Raw genomic sequence first — 14848 nt, 5'->3', positions numbered from 1 at the left:
TAGCGCTGAACTATTTTTCTTAATACGGCGAATACCGACAGCGATGGGGTCAATATCGCCAGCAGAAAACAGGCATTAAGGCCCTTTATTTGAGCGCTCAAAAGAAGCTAGCCCACCCCTGAGTCAGCCTACTCATACGCTTCGATATCGAGTGTTCTGGCAGGGAGGGGGAGCAGGGTAGGGCAGCGAGTACGAGCCGTAGGCAGACAGCATTTGGAAGTAGGGCTAATATCGCCAAAAATAAATCCAATAACGCCAGGTGGACCGATGAACGTCCGAATAGATTTATTGCACAGCCCCCATGGCATGGCCGGGACGCTGTTCAGTGTGATCGACATTCTGCGCACCTTTAATAACCTGTGGCAGATGCGTAATCCGGATAAGCGAGGGGCCTTTTTTCACTGGCGATTGATTGATGCAGCGGGCCATGAACTGCCGCTTCCGGACTGGTTGTCAGGGATGCAATCGCCTTCCGGAGGGCGCAAAGCGTTGCGGCCTTCGCAGACCGCGCTGTTTGTGCCAGGGGTGCAGATGAAAAGCGTGCCGGATCTTAAGCATGTGCTCGATCAATGCACCGAGGAGCTGAATTGCATCGCGCGTTATCACTCTCAAGGACGTGTCGTTGCAGCCAGCTTTAACGGCCCGGTGATGCTGGCTCGAGCGGGTGTGCTGGACGGCCGGCGTGCGACGGTCACATGGATGATTGCCAATTGGTTTGCCTCAAGCTTTCCTGCGGTGCAGTTGGCAATGGAAGGCCCGGTGGTGGTTGACGGGTTGGTCTTTACCGCAGGCGCGCCGGCAGCCGTATGCGATTTGATGGTGGAGTTGATTCGTCATTTTGCAGGCGAAGAAATGGCGCAGATTGCGACCAATGGGTTGCTCTATCACCCAATGCGTTTTGAGCATTCGAGCCTTAACTTCCCTGGCATTTCGGTAAAGACCCGTGACAGCGTGGTGTTCCGTGCCAAGCACTGGATTCAGCAGCACATTCAGACGCCTTACAGCCTGGAACGCGTCGCTCAGGAAGCGGCAGCGAGTCCTCGCACCTTGCTGCGTCATTTCAAAGAAGTAGAAGGCATGACGCCGCTCGACTATCTGCACCGACTGCGGGTGGAACGGGCCAAGCAATTATTGGAAGTCACCTTGGTAGATCTGACTGAAGTGATGGAGTACTGCGGCTATCAGGATGCCAGCGCTTTCCGGCGCCTGTTCCGTCGAGCAACGGGAGTCACGCCTTCGGAATATCGCCGTCGCTACACCATGCGCATATCTAGTCGTTGGTGGCGGGCTGACGAGTCTGGCCCCAAGGAAAGAGTCGATGACTTGATCAAGGGACTGAGTATTGAGCCTGACCATAATGCGAAATTGCACTCAACTTGACCACCTGATTGCATCGGTACTGACCACTCGTTTGCGTTGCACTTGGCCAAGCGTTTGCATTGGATATGACCACCGATTCCATTGGATTTCACCAGCACGCTAATCAACATGATCGTCGGAGAGCTGCCCATTGCTGCCGGTGGCGACAGGCAGTCACCGACCCAAGCTGCCTGTTGTTTCAGCCAGGCAGCGGTCAATATTGGTCGCGAGTCAGTGTTTAACTCGTCCAATGATCCTGAGCAACAGTATCCGGCCACGCTGAACCTAGAGGCAGCAGAGTCAGCTAGGTCTCCGCGAGCTTGTGGGCCTCGATTCGATCTTGAGTTAGGTTTTTGCAAACGCGAGCTTCAAATCTTCCATTAGGGCGAGCTGCGCCTCACTAGGATTGCGCCCGCGATGGTTGGCTAGATGAAATTGCACATTGAAACCCAGAGTTTCCGTACCAAGCGGTTGCACAAAACCGCGTGCTTGCCAGGGCTCGGCAATGTGGCGGGGCAGGTATCCGATGTGGGCACCTGAGAGAATAAAGGTCAAGGTGCCTTCGATTTGTTCCGTACGGGCAGTGCTTTGGCGCGGGAGAAAAGGTTCGGCCGGGACACTGAAGCGGTAAGGGTGATGGACTCCGTCGCACGCCTCCAATTGTGCTTGGTTTGGGCTCTTCACGCCAAATAACGGGTGGCCCTTGGCGCAGTAAAGGCGTTGCTGCTCGTCAAACAGGGGTTGGTAATTCAAGGCTTGTTGATGCCCCGAAAAATAGCCGATCGCTAGATGCAACTGGTCTTGTAGCAGGCGCCTCTCCAACTCGGCCGGCATGGCGCTGATCAACTCAATCTGGACCGCTTGCCGGCGCTTGCGAAAGTTGCCGATGGCATTGGCTACCCGCTCAAGCACATGTGAGTCCAGCGCTTCCGACAAACCGATGGACAATTCGCCTAGCAAGGTATCGGCCATGCCTTGGGTTTCACCCTTGAATTGGTCAATTGAGGCGAACAGCCTGCGTGTGGCTTGTAGCACCAGTTCGCCCTTGGGCGTTAATCGAAAGCCGGCTTTGCCGCGCTCGCACAATCGGTAGCCAAGACGGGTTTCAAGCTTGGCCATCTGGGTGCTGATGGTTGATTGCCCTATGCGCAACGCACCCTGAGCTGCGCTGAAGCCGCCGTACTCCACCACGGTGACGAACAAACGCAGCAAATGCAGATCAAGATCGCGTACCTGGCTGAGCATGGACATTCCAAACATTGATAGTTATGAATGCCAAGTTAGCATGCTTCATATTTATTTAAAGCATGGCATCTTCTAGGATCTCTTCACTGTTACTGGCAGAGGAGTGATCACATGCGTGCTTGGGTCGGTTTGTTGTGTCTGTCGCTGGGAGCAAGTGTCCAGGCTGCCGATAAAGAGTTAAGTATCTTTACTTGGGCCGAGTATGTGCCGGAGCAAGCGCTGCAGCGTTTCAAGGATAAGACCGGAATCAAGGTCACACTCGATGTATTTTCTAGCGCCGATGAACAAGACAGCAAGTTGATGACCGGGCGCAGCGGGTATGACGTGGTTTTCCCCTCAGCCACGTCACTGGGGATGGCGATCAAGGCCAAGGCTTTGCGGGCCATTGACCCAGGGCAACTGCCGCATTACGCCAACCTGGATCCTGCGTTGCTTGCCAAGCTGGCTGCAGTCGATCCGGGTAATCGGTACGGGGTGCCGTACTCATGGGGCACGATAGGCTTGGGCATAAATAAGCAGGCTGTGCAAAAGCGCATTCCTGATGCGCCGCTCAACAGTCTCGACTTGCTGTTCAAGCCAGAATACGCGAGCAAACTGAAAGACTGCGGGATTGCGGTGCTGGACTCGCCGCAAGAAGTGCTCAGCATCGTCCTCAATTACCTGGGGCATTCGCCCTACAGCAATGATCCGGCGGACCTGATGGAGGCCCAATCACTGCTCGGCAAATTGCAACCCAACCTGCGCTATGTAAACAGCAGCCGCCAAATCGATGATTTGGCCAAGGGCGAAGTGTGTCTGACCCTGGTCTACAACGGCGACGCAGGAACTGCCGCGGCAAGGGCGCGAGAAACAAAGCAGGCATTCGAGGTGATTTACCGCATTCCGCGTGAAGGCACCTTACTTTGGTTTGACACAATGGCAGTCCCGGCCGACGCACCGCATCCCGAGGCAGCCATGGCCTTTATCGACTTCATGCTGCAGCCCGAGTCCATCGCGGAACTAACCAATAACCTGACGTACGCCAATGCCAATCAGGCGGCGACGGCACTGGTTAATCCCGCGATTACCGGCGATCCGGATATCTATCCTTCCCAGCAGGTACGTGAGCATTTGTTTACCGACAAGCTTCTGCCTTTGCGGGCGCAACGTGAACGCACGCGGGTGTGGAACACCTTCCGAACTAAAACCTGAGGAAACCAACATGGAAATCTTTAAAGGTAACGATCAGGCGATCACTCGTGAGAGTCTCTACGGCACGCATTCGGAAGCGACCTATGCCGGTGTGACCAGCTTTATGCGCCGCCGCTACAGTCGTGACCTCACCGGTGTAGATCTGGTAGTCAGCGGCGTACCGTTCGATACCGCGACCACTAACCGCCCCGGTACCCGGTTCGGCCCCCGGGCGATTCGTGCCGCATCGGTGCAGAGCGCCTGGGAGCGCCACTATCCATGGACGTTTGATCCCTTTGATCACTTGGCCGTGATCGATTACGGCGATTGCGACTTCGACCACAGTCAGCCACAAAAGACCCCGGCCGCTATTGAGGCCCATGCCGAAAGCATCCTGAAGGCGGGTTGCACCATGTTGACCCTGGGCGGAGATCATTTCATCACCTACCCATTGCTCAAGGCACACGCCAAAAAGCACGGGCCAATCTCCCTGGTGCATTTTGATGCCCACAGTGACACTTGGCCTGATGCCGATGATAGCCAGCAGGGAATCAGTCACGGGACTATGTTCTACCACGCTGCCCGCGAAGGCCTGGTCGACCCGTCGCGCTCGGTGCAAATCGGCTTGCGCACCACCAATGATGACGTCATGGGATTCCAGGTGATCGACGCGCGTGAGGTGCATCGAAATACGCCAGAAATCATTGCTGAAATGATCCGCGCCAGAGTAGGGGATAGACCGGTCTACCTGACTTTCGATATTGATTGCCTGGACCCGGCCTTTGCCCCCGGCACTGGCACCCCTGTATGCGGTGGATTGACCACCCACCAGGCTCTGGAAATCCTGCGGGGCTTATGCGGGATCAACTTAATCGGCATGGATGTGGTGGAGGTATCACCACCTTACGACCATGCTGAAGTGACTGCATTAGCCGGGGCAACCATTGCGATGGAGATGGTTTGCCTATACGCGGCCCGACACAAGTTCAAGGCGTAAAGCCAAGAAGTATCCCTTTTCATTGTTCTCTTTCAGCAGGATACGTTAAGCGTTTTTCTGTGGACGGGTGAAAGGCAGCTTATGGCCGATAGCAGCCCTTCATGAGCGGCTGCTATCGGCCAGAAGCGGTCACTCGGCGTGTCTACGAAACTAGGGGCGATTCACGGCTTCGATTCGCTGGGGTTGCTGGTCCTCGCCACCGAAAATGAGGACATCTACATGATGCTGAAGTACCTCGGTAAGCGTCTGCCGATGTCACCTTGCACACCCAGGCTGACCGTCATACGTTAGCGGAAGCGGCTTGGGTGACGTCAGCTTTTGGCCGAAAACGGTACCTGGATGAATGACTGCTTTTGGCCGATAGCTGCCTTTGGTCTGCTACAGTTATGGGTCGAGACTGAATGTCAGTGGGCAGCATAGACTGATGTGAGTACTGAGAGGGTGGGTACTGATGAAGAGGACAATTCTGGGAATGACGCAGGCTGGTGAGCCGTTGATCTTAGAGGCCTTAGAAGCCCTGCGTCTTTATCGTGAGGCTAAAGCTTCAGGATGCCCACAAGAGGAAATTGATCGCTTGCAAATATTGGCTGAGTCGCTATCCAGGCAGTAATCGATTATCAGCTTTTAGCGGTTGGTGATGACTCCATCAAGCTTCACTAGAACTACTTTCAAGTGATTTACTCTAGGTAAATGCATCTCTGCATCAGTTACGCTTTTTCATTCAGGTGGCATGAGCGTTTTTAGTGAAATATTGATGAACTCTTCGTTCAGGGTAATGACCTCTAGCGCGCCACGGATATTTCCTCCCACCTCAGATGAGCCTTACTGCTCAGCCCATATCGCTAGCTCCATGATGGCAGCTTCCAAGGCAAGTTGATTTTCGTTGAGCTTGTAAAGCAGTACGGAAATCAGATCTGAGTTTGGCATAAGCGATCCTCTATTAAGGAAGAGTCTAGCAGGCGAGCGGGGGATGGATTTTCGTACGTTGGCAGAACGCTAGGGGTGGGTAAAAGAGGAGGATTGCGGAACAGCTTTTAGAATTGCGGAACAAAAAACAAAGGGCCTGCACGAAGAATCTCATGCAAGCCCTTGATTTGTTTGGTGCCCGAACCCGGAATCGAACCGGGACGCCCTTACGAGCGGGGGATTTTAAGTCCCATGCGTCTACCAGTTTCGCCATTCGGGCGGTAGCGCTGTGAAGCGGGTCAGGAAGGAAGGTGCTTTAGAAGTCAAAGTACTCAAGAGCCTGCGTGACAGGTGGACGAATATATAGAGCCTGCGCCGATGAGGCAAGTTCGATAGCGTTCATTCAGGTACATTTTTTTGCCTTACGGCTGAGTAAAACCTTCGGAAAATCATAGATATACCGAACGCCCCAAGGTTTGTGCCGCTAAGACGGTCGTTTCTTGGGGGCTGGTCTAGGCTGCATGCACGACGATTAAAGAAGTGGATGTGATGAATACGAGTGTGGTTTACGCATTGGCTGCAGCGGCGCTGTTTGGGGCCAGTACGCCTTTGGCCAAGGTACTGGGGGCCGAGGTTCCACCGGTGATGCTGGCGGGTTTGCTGTATCTGGGCAGCGGGGTGGGGCTGCTGCTGGTGCGCTGTATTCGCGATCGAGGCTGGAAGGCGTCTGGCTTGAGTGCAGGCGAGTGGCCCTGGCTGGGCGGGGCGATTGTGTTTGGCGGGATTTTGGGGCCTGTGGCCTTGATGTTCGGTCTGACCCTGACCAGTGGCGCCACCGCGTCGCTGATGTTGAATCTTGAACCCGTGCTGACGGCACTGTTGGCGTGGGTGGTGTTCAAGGAAAACGCCGATCGGCGGATTGTGCTGGGCATGCTGGCGATTATCGCCGGGGGTGTTGTGTTGTCCTGGCCTTCAGGCATGGCGTCAAGTGTGTCGCTCTCCTTGCTCGGGCCGCTGGCCGTCGCGTTTGCCTGTTTGTGCTGGGCGATTGACAACAATCTGACGCGCAAGGTGTCTGCTTCAGACGCGCTATTTATTGCAGGGGCCAAAGGGTTGTTCGCAGGGCTGGTGAACTGCGCGATCGCGCTGATGATGGGCGCAAAGATTGCGCCACTTGCGGTGCTAAGCCCGACATTGCTGATCGGCTTTTTGGGCTACGGTGTCAGTTTGGTGCTTTTTGTACTGGCATTGCGTGGCCTGGGGGCTGCGCGGACCGGAGCGTATTTCTCGACAGCACCTTTCCTGGGCGCGGCGATCTCCATCCTGGTCCTGGGTGAGTCGGTGTCGGTGCTGTTCTGGGTCGCGGCGGCGTTCATGATGTTTGGCGTCTGGCTGCACCTGACCGAGCGCCATGAGCATGTCCATTTGCATCAGCCGTTGGAGCACACCCATCGGCATGCCCACGACGAACATCATCAGCATGAACATGATGAAGAAGTCACCGGGAACGCCCCCCATAGTCATGCCCATCAACATCACGTGATCAGTCATAGCCATCCGCATTTTCCGGATATTCACCATCGACATCGGCACTGAGTGGCTGCGTGATAGATTGAGTCGCAGGGACGCCGTAACACCCAGACCTTCAATGGAGCTATAAAGCACCCATGTTCGAACACATCGACTTCAATTACTTGCTGGCAACCTATGGTTATCTGGCCATTTTCATCGGGTGTCTGCTGGAGGGTGAAACCATCCTGCTGCTGGGCGGTATGGCCGCGCACCAGCATGTGCTCAAGCTCTTGCCGGTGATTGGTTACGCCAGTCTGGCGGGGATGCTGGGTGATCAGTTGCTGTTCTGGATCGGTCGGTATTTCGGCGCTCGCCTGCTGCCGCGCCTGCACAAGCAGCAGGCTGTCATCGACCGGGTCACTCAAATGATCAATCAGCATCCAGCGGTATCGATTTTTTCGGTGCGGTTTTTATATGGCATGCGGCTGGTCGGGCCGATGGTGATTGGGGCCTGCAAGGTTTCGCCTTTGAAATTCACCTGCATCAACGCGTTGGGCGCTGCCATATGGGCAACGCTGTTTGCCAGCGCCGGGTATTGGGCCGGGGAGTTTCTGGAAGGGATGCTGGGCGACCTCAAGCCGTATCGTTTGCCGATTGCGCTAGGGGTCATTGCGCTGATGGTTGCCGTGGCCGTGGCACGTCATTACCGGGCGAGAAGCAAGGCCGTCAAATCACTTTGACGGCACGGCCGATAAATTGAATCGGGCCAGTAGGCTTTCCAGTCGTCGAGCCGTTGGGACCTTCAAGGGTCAGCTCAAAGAGTTGATTGGGCTCCAGCGGTGGCAAGCGATCCAGTGGCAATGACAAGGTTTGTCCAGGCTTGACCAGCCCCAGGGACACAGGGCCATCCCAGCCATCGCCCTTGGTCCAGAACTCCAGCGCCTTGTCGCTGGGCACCTGTGCGATGCCCAAGGGGATAAGCTGGATGTGTTGGCGGTTACTGGCCTGGATCACCCAGCCTGGTGCCTGATTTTGCGGTGCGACCAGTACCACCATGTAAGCAGGCGGTGAAGCTGTCGGGGTTGCGGTCAATAACACCGTGCCCAGCACCAGGGTTGCCGCCAGGCCCGCAGCTGACAGGCCGCGCCACAATGGCAGCAGGTTCCACCAGGATGTGCTGGCCTGAGTCCGGGGTACAGGGACATTCAACGCGTTGAGACTGCGTTCGATTCGAGGCCACAGCTGCCTGGATGGCGTCTGTGCGGGCACTAGGTCGTTGAGTGGCAACAGGCGCGCTTCCCAGCGCTGCACCGCTGCTTGCAGGTCGGCTTCATGGGCCAGGCGCTGCTCGACTGAGCGCCGCTGTTGCGCGTCCAGGGTTCCCAGCACGTATTCGCCCGCCAAAGCATCAAGGTCGGCCGGGTCGTTGTCTTCAGGTTTGAAAGTCATCCCATGCACTCGCGCAAGGCGCTCAAGCTGCGTTTGATCCAGGCTTTGACCGTGCCCAGGGGCGTGGCCAGTTTTTCGGCAATTTCGGCGTGGGTATAACCGTCGACGTAGGCATGCACGATGCACGTACGCCTGGCGGGTTCGAGTTGTTCGAGGCAGCCGTAAATCCGCTCGGAGCCCGTTCGCCATTCAAGGGCATCCTGCGCCTGACTGCCATCGAGGTCGGCCAGGGGCTGTAGTGCCAGTTCGCTGTCTTCGCTGACTTGAAGCTCAAGGCGATTGTCGCGCATGAAGTTCAGAGCCAGATGCCGTGTCACGCTGAAAATCCAGCCCCGTGCCGACCCGCGCTGAGGGTCAAAACTGGGAGCGCGCGTCCAGATCTTGATAAAGGCGTCATGCACGATGTCCTCGGCCAGAGCGTTGTCGCGGGCAATGCGCCTGGCAACACCGAGCAGTCGTGCGCTTTCCTGGGCATACAGGGCAACCAGCGCCTGCCGTTCACCGCGGGCGCAGGCGAACAGGCAGGCTTCATAGTCAAACAATGGCTCAGGTAGCGTCACTGTATTCAGCCGTTAAAGGTGGGACATCCCCGGGGCATTACCCCAGGCTCCATCGGAGCAGCGTAGACGAGAAACGCTACAAGCCACGGATCTTAACGGCTGGCCCAGAAAATGTAGTCAGCCTGATAAGGAACCACCTGGCGCTGGCCCTTGTTGACGGCCGTGCATTCGCTGCTGGGAGCCACGCCGCCTTTGAGGGCGACACGCTGGATATAGCTCACGCCGCTCATGGCGCCTTTGCCTTCAGCCGGATTGGCCTTGACCAGTTGGTACGGCAGATTGCCTGCGCCGGCGGGAGCTACCGCGAGCTGGGTGCCCGTCACTTTGGAACCGTCCAGGGCTTGCCAGGTGGCTGGCGGGCCAAAATAGGTGCCGACTTGTTTACCATTTGTGTCGTTGAGTTGGGCTTTTGGACCGACAAAAAACCATTCCATCTGACCGGGCGCATTGGTTTTTTCTTTGCACTCGTAAGTGATTTCGCCTACGCCAACTGTCGTCATCGCCATCTTGTGTCCGTCGGGAACCCTAATGTTTTCGGGCAAATCAGCCTGGGCATAGGCGACGGGCACCCCGACAAACATCACGGCGGCAAGTGTAACGCTGGCATGGCTGATCAAGCGTTTTACGTTCATGTACCTATCTCCTGATGGGTTAACAGCGTAGTGGCTGTTACAGGTACTACCCGTAGGCGAGGGGTTTGGATGCAGTTGCAAAAAATAAACATGAAAGGCAAAGTCCGGGACCCGGTTGCGTGACTGAGCCCTTGGCCTAAGCTTTGAGTTACAGGCTCAACGCCACGGGTTTCAAGGCATTGGCAACACGCTCGCGAAGCCGGTCCGATAATAAAAGGAGATCTGGATGTTTATCCGTTTATTGATCCTTGCCAGTGTGCTGGTGAGTGGCACGGTGCAAGCTGTTGAAGTTCCAAGTCCCCTTGAACAGGATCGCGGCAAAGCTCGTCCATTGGTGATTGTTGCCCGTGCCGAGGCTGATCCAACCCTGGTAGCCCTCAAGAAAGCACTCGAAGACCCGGCCACCAAACAGGCTTTCAACGAACGCAACATGGTGCTTTATACAATTGTCGGGATCACTGGCAAACGTGATGGCAAGGACCTTGAGCCCCAGAGCACGATGTCGATGATTCGCGGACTCAAGCCGGGGATGATCATTGACAAGGCCAAAGTGATCCTGATCGGCAAGGATGGCGAAAAGAAAGTCGAGACAGTCGGCGACGTTGATCTTGGCGAGCTGTTCAAAACCATCGATGCCTTGCCTTCGACTGAAAAGGAAACCCAGGCGCCGGTTGCGGTCGAGACTCCAGTCAAGGGCGCTGCTGCGGGCAAGTCGGCCAAACCGGCAAAGCAGGTCAAGGCCTTGGAAGACTGAGAGGTCATTGAAAGACAGGCAAAAAAAGGCCCGCTGGGGGAAGCGGGCCAAATGGGATTCACTAAGGAGTGGATCCAATCTAGGCCCGACGATGTGAAAGTGGTGTGAAAATCCCGTCGTCAAAACGAAAGTACACATTCAAATGTGTGTGGTAAAAATAGAGCCCAGCTGTAGCGCAATGCCAGCACTGTAATCCGATAGGGTGAGTCAACCGCTCCTCTGACTGCCGGATACCCTCATGCCGTTCTCCCTTGAACTGATTACTGCCTTCGCACTGTTTGCGTTTGTCTCATCCATCACGCCCGGGCCCAACAACACCATGCTGCTGGCATCGGGCGTCAACTTCGGGTTCAGGCGCACCATTCCCCACGCGCTGGGCATCAGCTTCGGCTTCATGTTTCTGGTACTGGCGGTAGGGCTGGGGCTGGGCGGTGTGTTCAAGGCCGTGCCTGTGGCCTATACCGTGTTGCGTTACCTGGGCGCGGCCTACCTGCTGTACCTGGCCTGGAAAGTCGCCACGTCAGGGCCGGTTTCGGATTCGGATTCTGCCCAGGGCAAGCCTTTGGGGTTCTGGGGTGCAGCGGCGTTCCAGTGGGTCAATCCCAAGGCCTGGGTGATGGCCGTCGGTGCAATCACTACCTACACGCCGTCCCAGGGGTACATCGCCAATGTGTTCATCATCGCCCTGGTCTTTGCCGTCATCAACTTGCCCAGCGTGTGTGTCTGGGCAGGCTGTGGCAGCGCGTTACGCAGTGTTCTGACCAAGCCAAAATGGTTGTTGGCGTTCAATCTGACGATGGCAACTCTACTGGTGGTGTCGCTGTATCCGATTCTGTTTGATGTTCATTGAGCCACTCCTGACTCAGGGTTGGCGTGTCGCCCAAATACTCCAGTAACCAGCTCATGGCCGGGGAGTGATTTTTTTGCGACCAGGCAATGCATGAAGGGCTGGCCGGGAAGGGCCGTTGCAAGTGCAGCGCCACCAGCTTGCCCTGTTCAATCAAGGGCTGGGCCAGGTGGGCAGGGACCATGCCGACGCAGAGCCCGTCGCTGAGGCAGGCCAGCCCCGTTGCCCAGTCGGGCACCATCATTCTGCGCTGGTTGTCCAGCGTCCAGGTGTCCCGTTTGGGCAGGCTGCGGGAGGTGTCATCCATGCACAGTGAAGGGAAGGGGCGCAGGTGATCATCGCCCAGCAACCCCACAACCGAAGCCAGGGGGTGCTGTGGGCTGACCACGCACAGCCAGTGCAGAAAGCCCATGTCGCGAAAAGCAAAGCTGCCCGCCACCGGCACTGCTCGCGTGGCGCCGATAACAATGTCGGTGCGACCGTCCACCAGCGCGTCCCACACACCGTTGTACACCTCGTACTGGACAATCAGCTCCACGTCGGGAAAGTGCCGATAGAAATCGATCACCATTTGCCGGCAGCGCGGATGCTTGATGATGGAGTCCACGGCCACCCGCAATTGACCGCTCCAGCCATTGGCAACCTGCTGGCACAGGCGACGGGTGCCCAGCATTTTTTTCATCACGTCGCGGGCTTCTTTGACAAACATCTGCCCGGCGGGCGTCAGCTCCACATCCCTGTGGCGACGAACAAACAACGGAACGGCCAGCCACTGTTCCAACTGGCGAACGGTGTAGCTGACGGCTGAGGGGACGCGGTGCAGCTCCTGGGCCGCACCACTGAAACTGCCGTGGCGGGCTACCGCATCAATGACATCCAACGAGTATTCGGACCACATGGGTTTGCCTTCAAAGAATTCGATGCCAGTTGGCAATTATTATCGCTTCACAAGCTGATCCTCGGCTGGATAATGGGCGGCAGTCAACAAATTGTTTGATGGCAAGTTTTTGGGTGCACATGAAGAATTCTTTTGGTTTTACCTGTTATCTGGCCGGGCTCAGCATGCTCGGCTACCTGGCGATGGATATGTACCTGCCTGCATTCGGCGCTTTGCGCAGTGAATTAGGGTTGTCTGCCGGCGCTGTGGGCGCGAGTCTGAGTATCTTTTTGGCCGGTTTTGCAGTGGGACAGTTGCTCTGGGGGCCGTTGTCGGATCGCCTGGGTCGCAAGCCGGTGCTGCTGGCGGGGCTGTCGCTGTTTGCGCTGGGGTGTGGGGGCATGTTCTGGGTTGAGAACAGCGTGTTGCTCTTGAGCTTGCGGTTCATCCAGGCCATCGGTATCTGTGCGGCGGCCGTTACCTGGCAAGCACTGGTGATTGATCGCTACCCGGCCGACAAGGCCAGCCGTGTATTTGCCGGGATCATGCCGCTGATGGGGCTCTCACCGGCGTTGGCCCCTTTGCTGGGCGCCGTGGTCTTGAGTCACTTGGGCTGGCAAGCGATCTTCGCAGTGTTGCTGGGCCTGGCGGTACTGCTGATCATTCCCACGCTGATGCTCAAGGAAAAAGCGCGCACAACACCCCGGACGGTAGCGTCAGGCGTGAGCTATTGGCAGCTTCTGCGCTCGGCACCGTTTAGTGGCAACGTGATGATCTTCGCCGCTTGCTCGGCCAGCTTCTTTGCCTGGTTGACGGCATCACCTTTTATCCTGGGCGACATGGGCTACAGCCCGAGCGATATAGGCTTGAGTTACGCGCTGCCCACCCTGGCGTTTCTGGTCGGTGGCTACAGCTGTCGCAGTGCACTGCTGCGGGTCAGTGGCCGTACGCTGTTGCCCTGGTTGCTGGTCGCTTACTGCGCGAGCATGGTGGGGCTGTATCTGGTGGCCACGCAAACCGAGCCAACGCTGACCACCTTGCTGATTCCGTTTTGTTTGATGGCACTGGTTAACGGTGCGAGTTATCCCATTGTGGTTGCCAATGCCTTGATGCCGTTTTCGGAAAATTCCGGCAAAGCGGCTGCATTGCAAAACACCATGCAGCTTGGCCTGTGTTTTCTGGGCAGCCTGCTGGTTTCGGCGTTTATCAGTCAGCCACTGCAAATCACCGTTGAAGTGATGCTGGCAACTGCACCCTTGGCGGTGCTGGGTTACTTGATTCAGCGGCGCAAGGCAAATGCCAAGGCATTCGTGACTTCCTGAAGGTAGCGGCAGGTGGAAAATCTGTAGCCGCTGAGGAGTAGAACGAGGCTGCGATCGGCTGCGGAGCAGCCGTAAAACCATGGTTCGCGATTCTTCAGGTGGCACGCGATTGCCGGGTTTTGCGAGGAGTGCCTCCTCGATCGCAGCCTCGCACGGCTCGTCAGCGACTACAGGTTTCGCTACCCATCCCGTGCGTAGTCGCTGACGAGCCGTGCGAGGCTGCGTTCGGTTTGGTGCGCCACTGCGACGAAGCAGTCGTAAAAACGGAATTCATGATTTATCAGGCATACCGGGTGTTCCGGGTTTAGTGAGGTCAAAGACGGATCAGGCCACATCCACCAGCACGATTTCGCTGTCTTCAATGGCTGTCACGCGCAGTACCGACTCATCGACCACTGCCACTCCGTCACGGGCGCTGGCACGCAGGCCGTTGACTTCGATCACCCCGGTGGCAGGTACCAGATAGGCGCGGCGGCCACTGTCCAGCCGATACTCGGCTGTTTCTCCGGCCTTGAGGTTGGCGGCGACCAGGCGTGCATCAGCGCGAATACCCAGGCTTTCGTGGTCCCCATCCTTGCCGCTGGCCAGTGTCACAAAGCCTTCGCGCTGGCCCTTGGGGAAGGGCCGGGCGCCCCAGGACGGTGCCTCGCCTTCCTTGTTCGGGATGATCCAGATCTGGAAGATCCTGGTCGGTGTCGACTCCATGTTGTATTCGCTGTGAGCAATGCCGGTGCCCGCACTCATGACCTGGACATCGCCCGCTTCAGTGCGGCCCTTGTTGCCCAGGTTGTCCTCGTGGGTGATTGCACCTTCACGGACATAGGTGATGATTTCCATGTCGCGGTGAGGGTGCTTCGGGAAACCGGTGCCAGGGGCGATAACGTCGTCGTTCCACACCCGCAGGTTGCCCCAGTTCATACGCTGTGGATCGTAGTATTCGGCGAATGAAAAGTGGTGATGGGCGTCCAGCCAGCCGTGGTTGGCACCGCCCAGGGTAGTGAAGGGTCTGAGTTCAAGCATGATACGTCTCCTGTTCAGGTTGCCCGTGGGTGTGAACGGCTACCCGGTTGATAATGGTGTGATTCTCTGTCAGGAACATATCGATAAAAAGCTTAAAAAATGCGTGTAACCAATCTAATAAATAGATGTCTAGTGTTGTCTCTAAATAGGCTTTACCTTCACTGCCTGCCCTAAACGGCTGATGCTCAAGCAATTAGC

14 protein-coding genes, 1 tRNA gene and 1 pseudogene are annotated in these 14848 nt (G+C 56.7%); 8 read left to right on the top strand and 8 right to left on the bottom strand.

The window, feature by feature from the left end; translation table 11 throughout:
• The first annotated feature begins 306 nt into the window (after positions 1-306).
• The gene (locus tag VSQ83_RS12755) at positions 307-1380 is read left to right on the top strand and encodes a GlxA family transcriptional regulator (RefSeq protein ID WP_326426932.1); all 1074 of its coding nucleotides are present in this window, start codon (positions 307-309) and stop codon (positions 1378-1380) included.
• Positions 1381-1704: 324 nt separating this feature from the next.
• On the opposite strand, the gene VSQ83_RS12750 is transcribed toward VSQ83_RS12755, so the two are convergent.
• Positions 1705-2604: a LysR family transcriptional regulator gene (locus tag VSQ83_RS12750; RefSeq protein WP_326426931.1), complete on the bottom strand. Its 900-nt coding sequence runs from the start codon at positions 2602-2604 to the stop codon at positions 1705-1707.
• 111 nt (positions 2605-2715) lie between these two features.
• On the opposite strand from VSQ83_RS12750, the gene VSQ83_RS12745 reads away from it, so the two are divergent.
• Both VSQ83_RS12745 and speB read left to right on the top strand, forming a co-directional pair.
• A complete protein-coding gene (locus VSQ83_RS12745) occupies positions 2716-3795 on the top strand; it encodes a polyamine ABC transporter substrate-binding protein (RefSeq protein WP_326426930.1) in 1080 nt (359 codons plus the stop codon).
• Positions 3796-3805: 10 nt separating this feature from the next.
• Positions 3806-4771 (top strand): agmatinase, encoded by a 966-nt coding sequence (gene speB, locus VSQ83_RS12740; protein WP_326426929.1) that lies wholly within the window; start codon positions 3806-3808, stop codon positions 4769-4771.
• Between the two features lie 717 nt (positions 4772-5488).
• Here the strand turns inward: speB and VSQ83_RS12730 are convergent.
• Positions 5489-5698: pseudogene (locus VSQ83_RS12730) on the bottom strand (hypothetical protein).
• Between the two features lie 172 nt (positions 5699-5870).
• A tRNA-Leu gene (locus VSQ83_RS12725) sits at positions 5871-5957 on the bottom strand.
• A 269-nt stretch (positions 5958-6226) separates the two neighbouring features.
• Between VSQ83_RS12725 and VSQ83_RS12720 the strand changes: the two genes are divergently transcribed.
• Entirely contained in the window at positions 6227-7273 is a 1047-nt protein-coding gene (locus VSQ83_RS12720) for a DMT family transporter (protein ID WP_219261823.1), read from the top strand.
• 71 nt (positions 7274-7344) lie between these two features.
• A complete protein-coding gene (locus VSQ83_RS12715; RefSeq protein ID WP_219261824.1) occupies positions 7345-7929 on the top strand; it encodes a DedA family protein in 585 nt (194 codons plus the stop codon).
• Here the strand turns inward: VSQ83_RS12715 and VSQ83_RS12710 are convergent.
• The 3 genes from VSQ83_RS12710 to VSQ83_RS12700 all read right to left on the bottom strand — a co-directional run bounded on the left by VSQ83_RS12710 (position 7916) and on the right by VSQ83_RS12700 (position 9830).
• The gene (locus tag VSQ83_RS12710; protein WP_326426928.1) at positions 7916-8638 is read right to left on the bottom strand and encodes an anti-sigma factor; all 723 of its coding nucleotides are present in this window, start codon (positions 8636-8638) and stop codon (positions 7916-7918) included. The genes VSQ83_RS12715 and VSQ83_RS12710 overlap by 14 nt on opposite strands.
• A complete protein-coding gene (locus VSQ83_RS12705; RefSeq protein WP_219261826.1) occupies positions 8635-9198 on the bottom strand; it encodes a sigma-70 family RNA polymerase sigma factor in 564 nt (187 codons plus the stop codon). The genes VSQ83_RS12710 and VSQ83_RS12705 overlap by 4 nt, the downstream gene beginning before the upstream one ends.
• 92 nt (positions 9199-9290) lie before the next feature.
• Positions 9291-9830: a DUF3455 domain-containing protein gene (locus VSQ83_RS12700; protein WP_326426927.1), complete on the bottom strand. Its 540-nt coding sequence runs from the start codon at positions 9828-9830 to the stop codon at positions 9291-9293.
• 226 nt (positions 9831-10056) lie between these two features.
• Between VSQ83_RS12700 and VSQ83_RS12695 the strand changes: the two genes are divergently transcribed.
• Positions 10057-10584, top strand: coding sequence for a DUF4174 domain-containing protein (locus tag VSQ83_RS12695; RefSeq protein ID WP_219261828.1), 528 nt, complete (start codon positions 10057-10059; stop codon positions 10582-10584).
• 238 nt (positions 10585-10822) lie between these two features.
• On the top strand, positions 10823-11434 hold the full coding sequence (locus VSQ83_RS12690; RefSeq protein WP_133078010.1) for a LysE family translocator: 612 nt from the start codon (positions 10823-10825) through the stop codon (positions 11432-11434).
• Here VSQ83_RS12690 and punR read toward each other — a convergent pair.
• Complete coding sequence (gene punR / locus VSQ83_RS12685) at positions 11370-12329, bottom strand: DNA-binding transcriptional activator PunR (RefSeq protein WP_219261829.1); 960 nt, start codon at positions 12327-12329, stop codon at positions 11370-11372. The genes VSQ83_RS12690 and punR overlap by 65 nt on opposite strands.
• A 119-nt stretch (positions 12330-12448) precedes the next feature.
• On the opposite strand from punR, the gene punC reads away from it, so the two are divergent.
• Positions 12449-13630 carry a purine nucleoside transporter PunC gene (gene punC, locus VSQ83_RS12680; RefSeq protein ID WP_219261830.1) on the top strand — a complete coding sequence of 394 codons (1182 nt, stop codon included), beginning with the start codon at positions 12449-12451 and terminating at the stop codon, positions 13628-13630.
• A gap of 324 nt (positions 13631-13954) precedes the next feature.
• Here the strand turns inward: punC and VSQ83_RS12675 are convergent, their stop codons facing one another.
• The gene (locus VSQ83_RS12675) at positions 13955-14650 is read right to left on the bottom strand and encodes a pirin family protein (RefSeq protein ID WP_133078013.1); all 696 of its coding nucleotides are present in this window, start codon (positions 14648-14650) and stop codon (positions 13955-13957) included.
• Positions 14651-14848: the final 198 nt, after the last annotated feature.

The organism is Pseudomonas sp. DSV-1, from assembly GCF_035830915.1.
In the GTDB taxonomy this organism is placed as follows: Bacteria; Pseudomonadota; Gammaproteobacteria; order Pseudomonadales; family Pseudomonadaceae; genus Aquipseudomonas.
The sequence above is the reverse complement of the archived record's forward strand: the minus strand, read 5'-3'. Positions and strand labels throughout refer to the sequence as shown.

Bases quoted from the DNA above. Each gene is read 5' to 3' on its own strand.
- punC (WP_219261830.1), top strand. From the start codon at position 12,449: ATGAAGAATTCTTTTGGTTTTACCTGTTATCTGGCCGGGCTCAGCATG.
- VSQ83_RS12700 (WP_326426927.1), bottom strand. From the start codon at position 9,830: ATGAACGTAAAACGCTTGATCAGCCATGCCAGCGTTACACTTGCCGCC.
- VSQ83_RS12715 (WP_219261824.1), top strand. From the start codon at position 7,345: ATGTTCGAACACATCGACTTCAATTACTTGCTGGCAACCTATGGTTAT.
- VSQ83_RS12720 (WP_219261823.1), top strand. From the start codon at position 6,227: ATGAATACGAGTGTGGTTTACGCATTGGCTGCAGCGGCGCTGTTTGGG.
- VSQ83_RS12710 (WP_326426928.1), bottom strand. From the start codon at position 8,638: ATGACTTTCAAACCTGAAGACAACGACCCGGCCGACCTTGATGCTTTG.
- VSQ83_RS12690 (WP_133078010.1), top strand. From the start codon at position 10,823: ATGCCGTTCTCCCTTGAACTGATTACTGCCTTCGCACTGTTTGCGTTT.
- VSQ83_RS12755 (WP_326426932.1), top strand. From the start codon at position 307: ATGGCCGGGACGCTGTTCAGTGTGATCGACATTCTGCGCACCTTTAAT.
- VSQ83_RS12695 (WP_219261828.1), top strand. From the start codon at position 10,057: ATGTTTATCCGTTTATTGATCCTTGCCAGTGTGCTGGTGAGTGGCACG.
- speB (WP_326426929.1), top strand. From the start codon at position 3,806: ATGGAAATCTTTAAAGGTAACGATCAGGCGATCACTCGTGAGAGTCTC.
- VSQ83_RS12745 (WP_326426930.1), top strand. From the start codon at position 2,716: ATGCGTGCTTGGGTCGGTTTGTTGTGTCTGTCGCTGGGAGCAAGTGTC.
- punR (WP_219261829.1), bottom strand. From the start codon at position 12,329: ATGTGGTCCGAATACTCGTTGGATGTCATTGATGCGGTAGCCCGCCAC.
- VSQ83_RS12675 (WP_133078013.1), bottom strand. From the start codon at position 14,650: ATGCTTGAACTCAGACCCTTCACTACCCTGGGCGGTGCCAACCACGGC.
- VSQ83_RS12750 (WP_326426931.1), bottom strand. From the start codon at position 2,604: ATGCTCAGCCAGGTACGCGATCTTGATCTGCATTTGCTGCGTTTGTTC.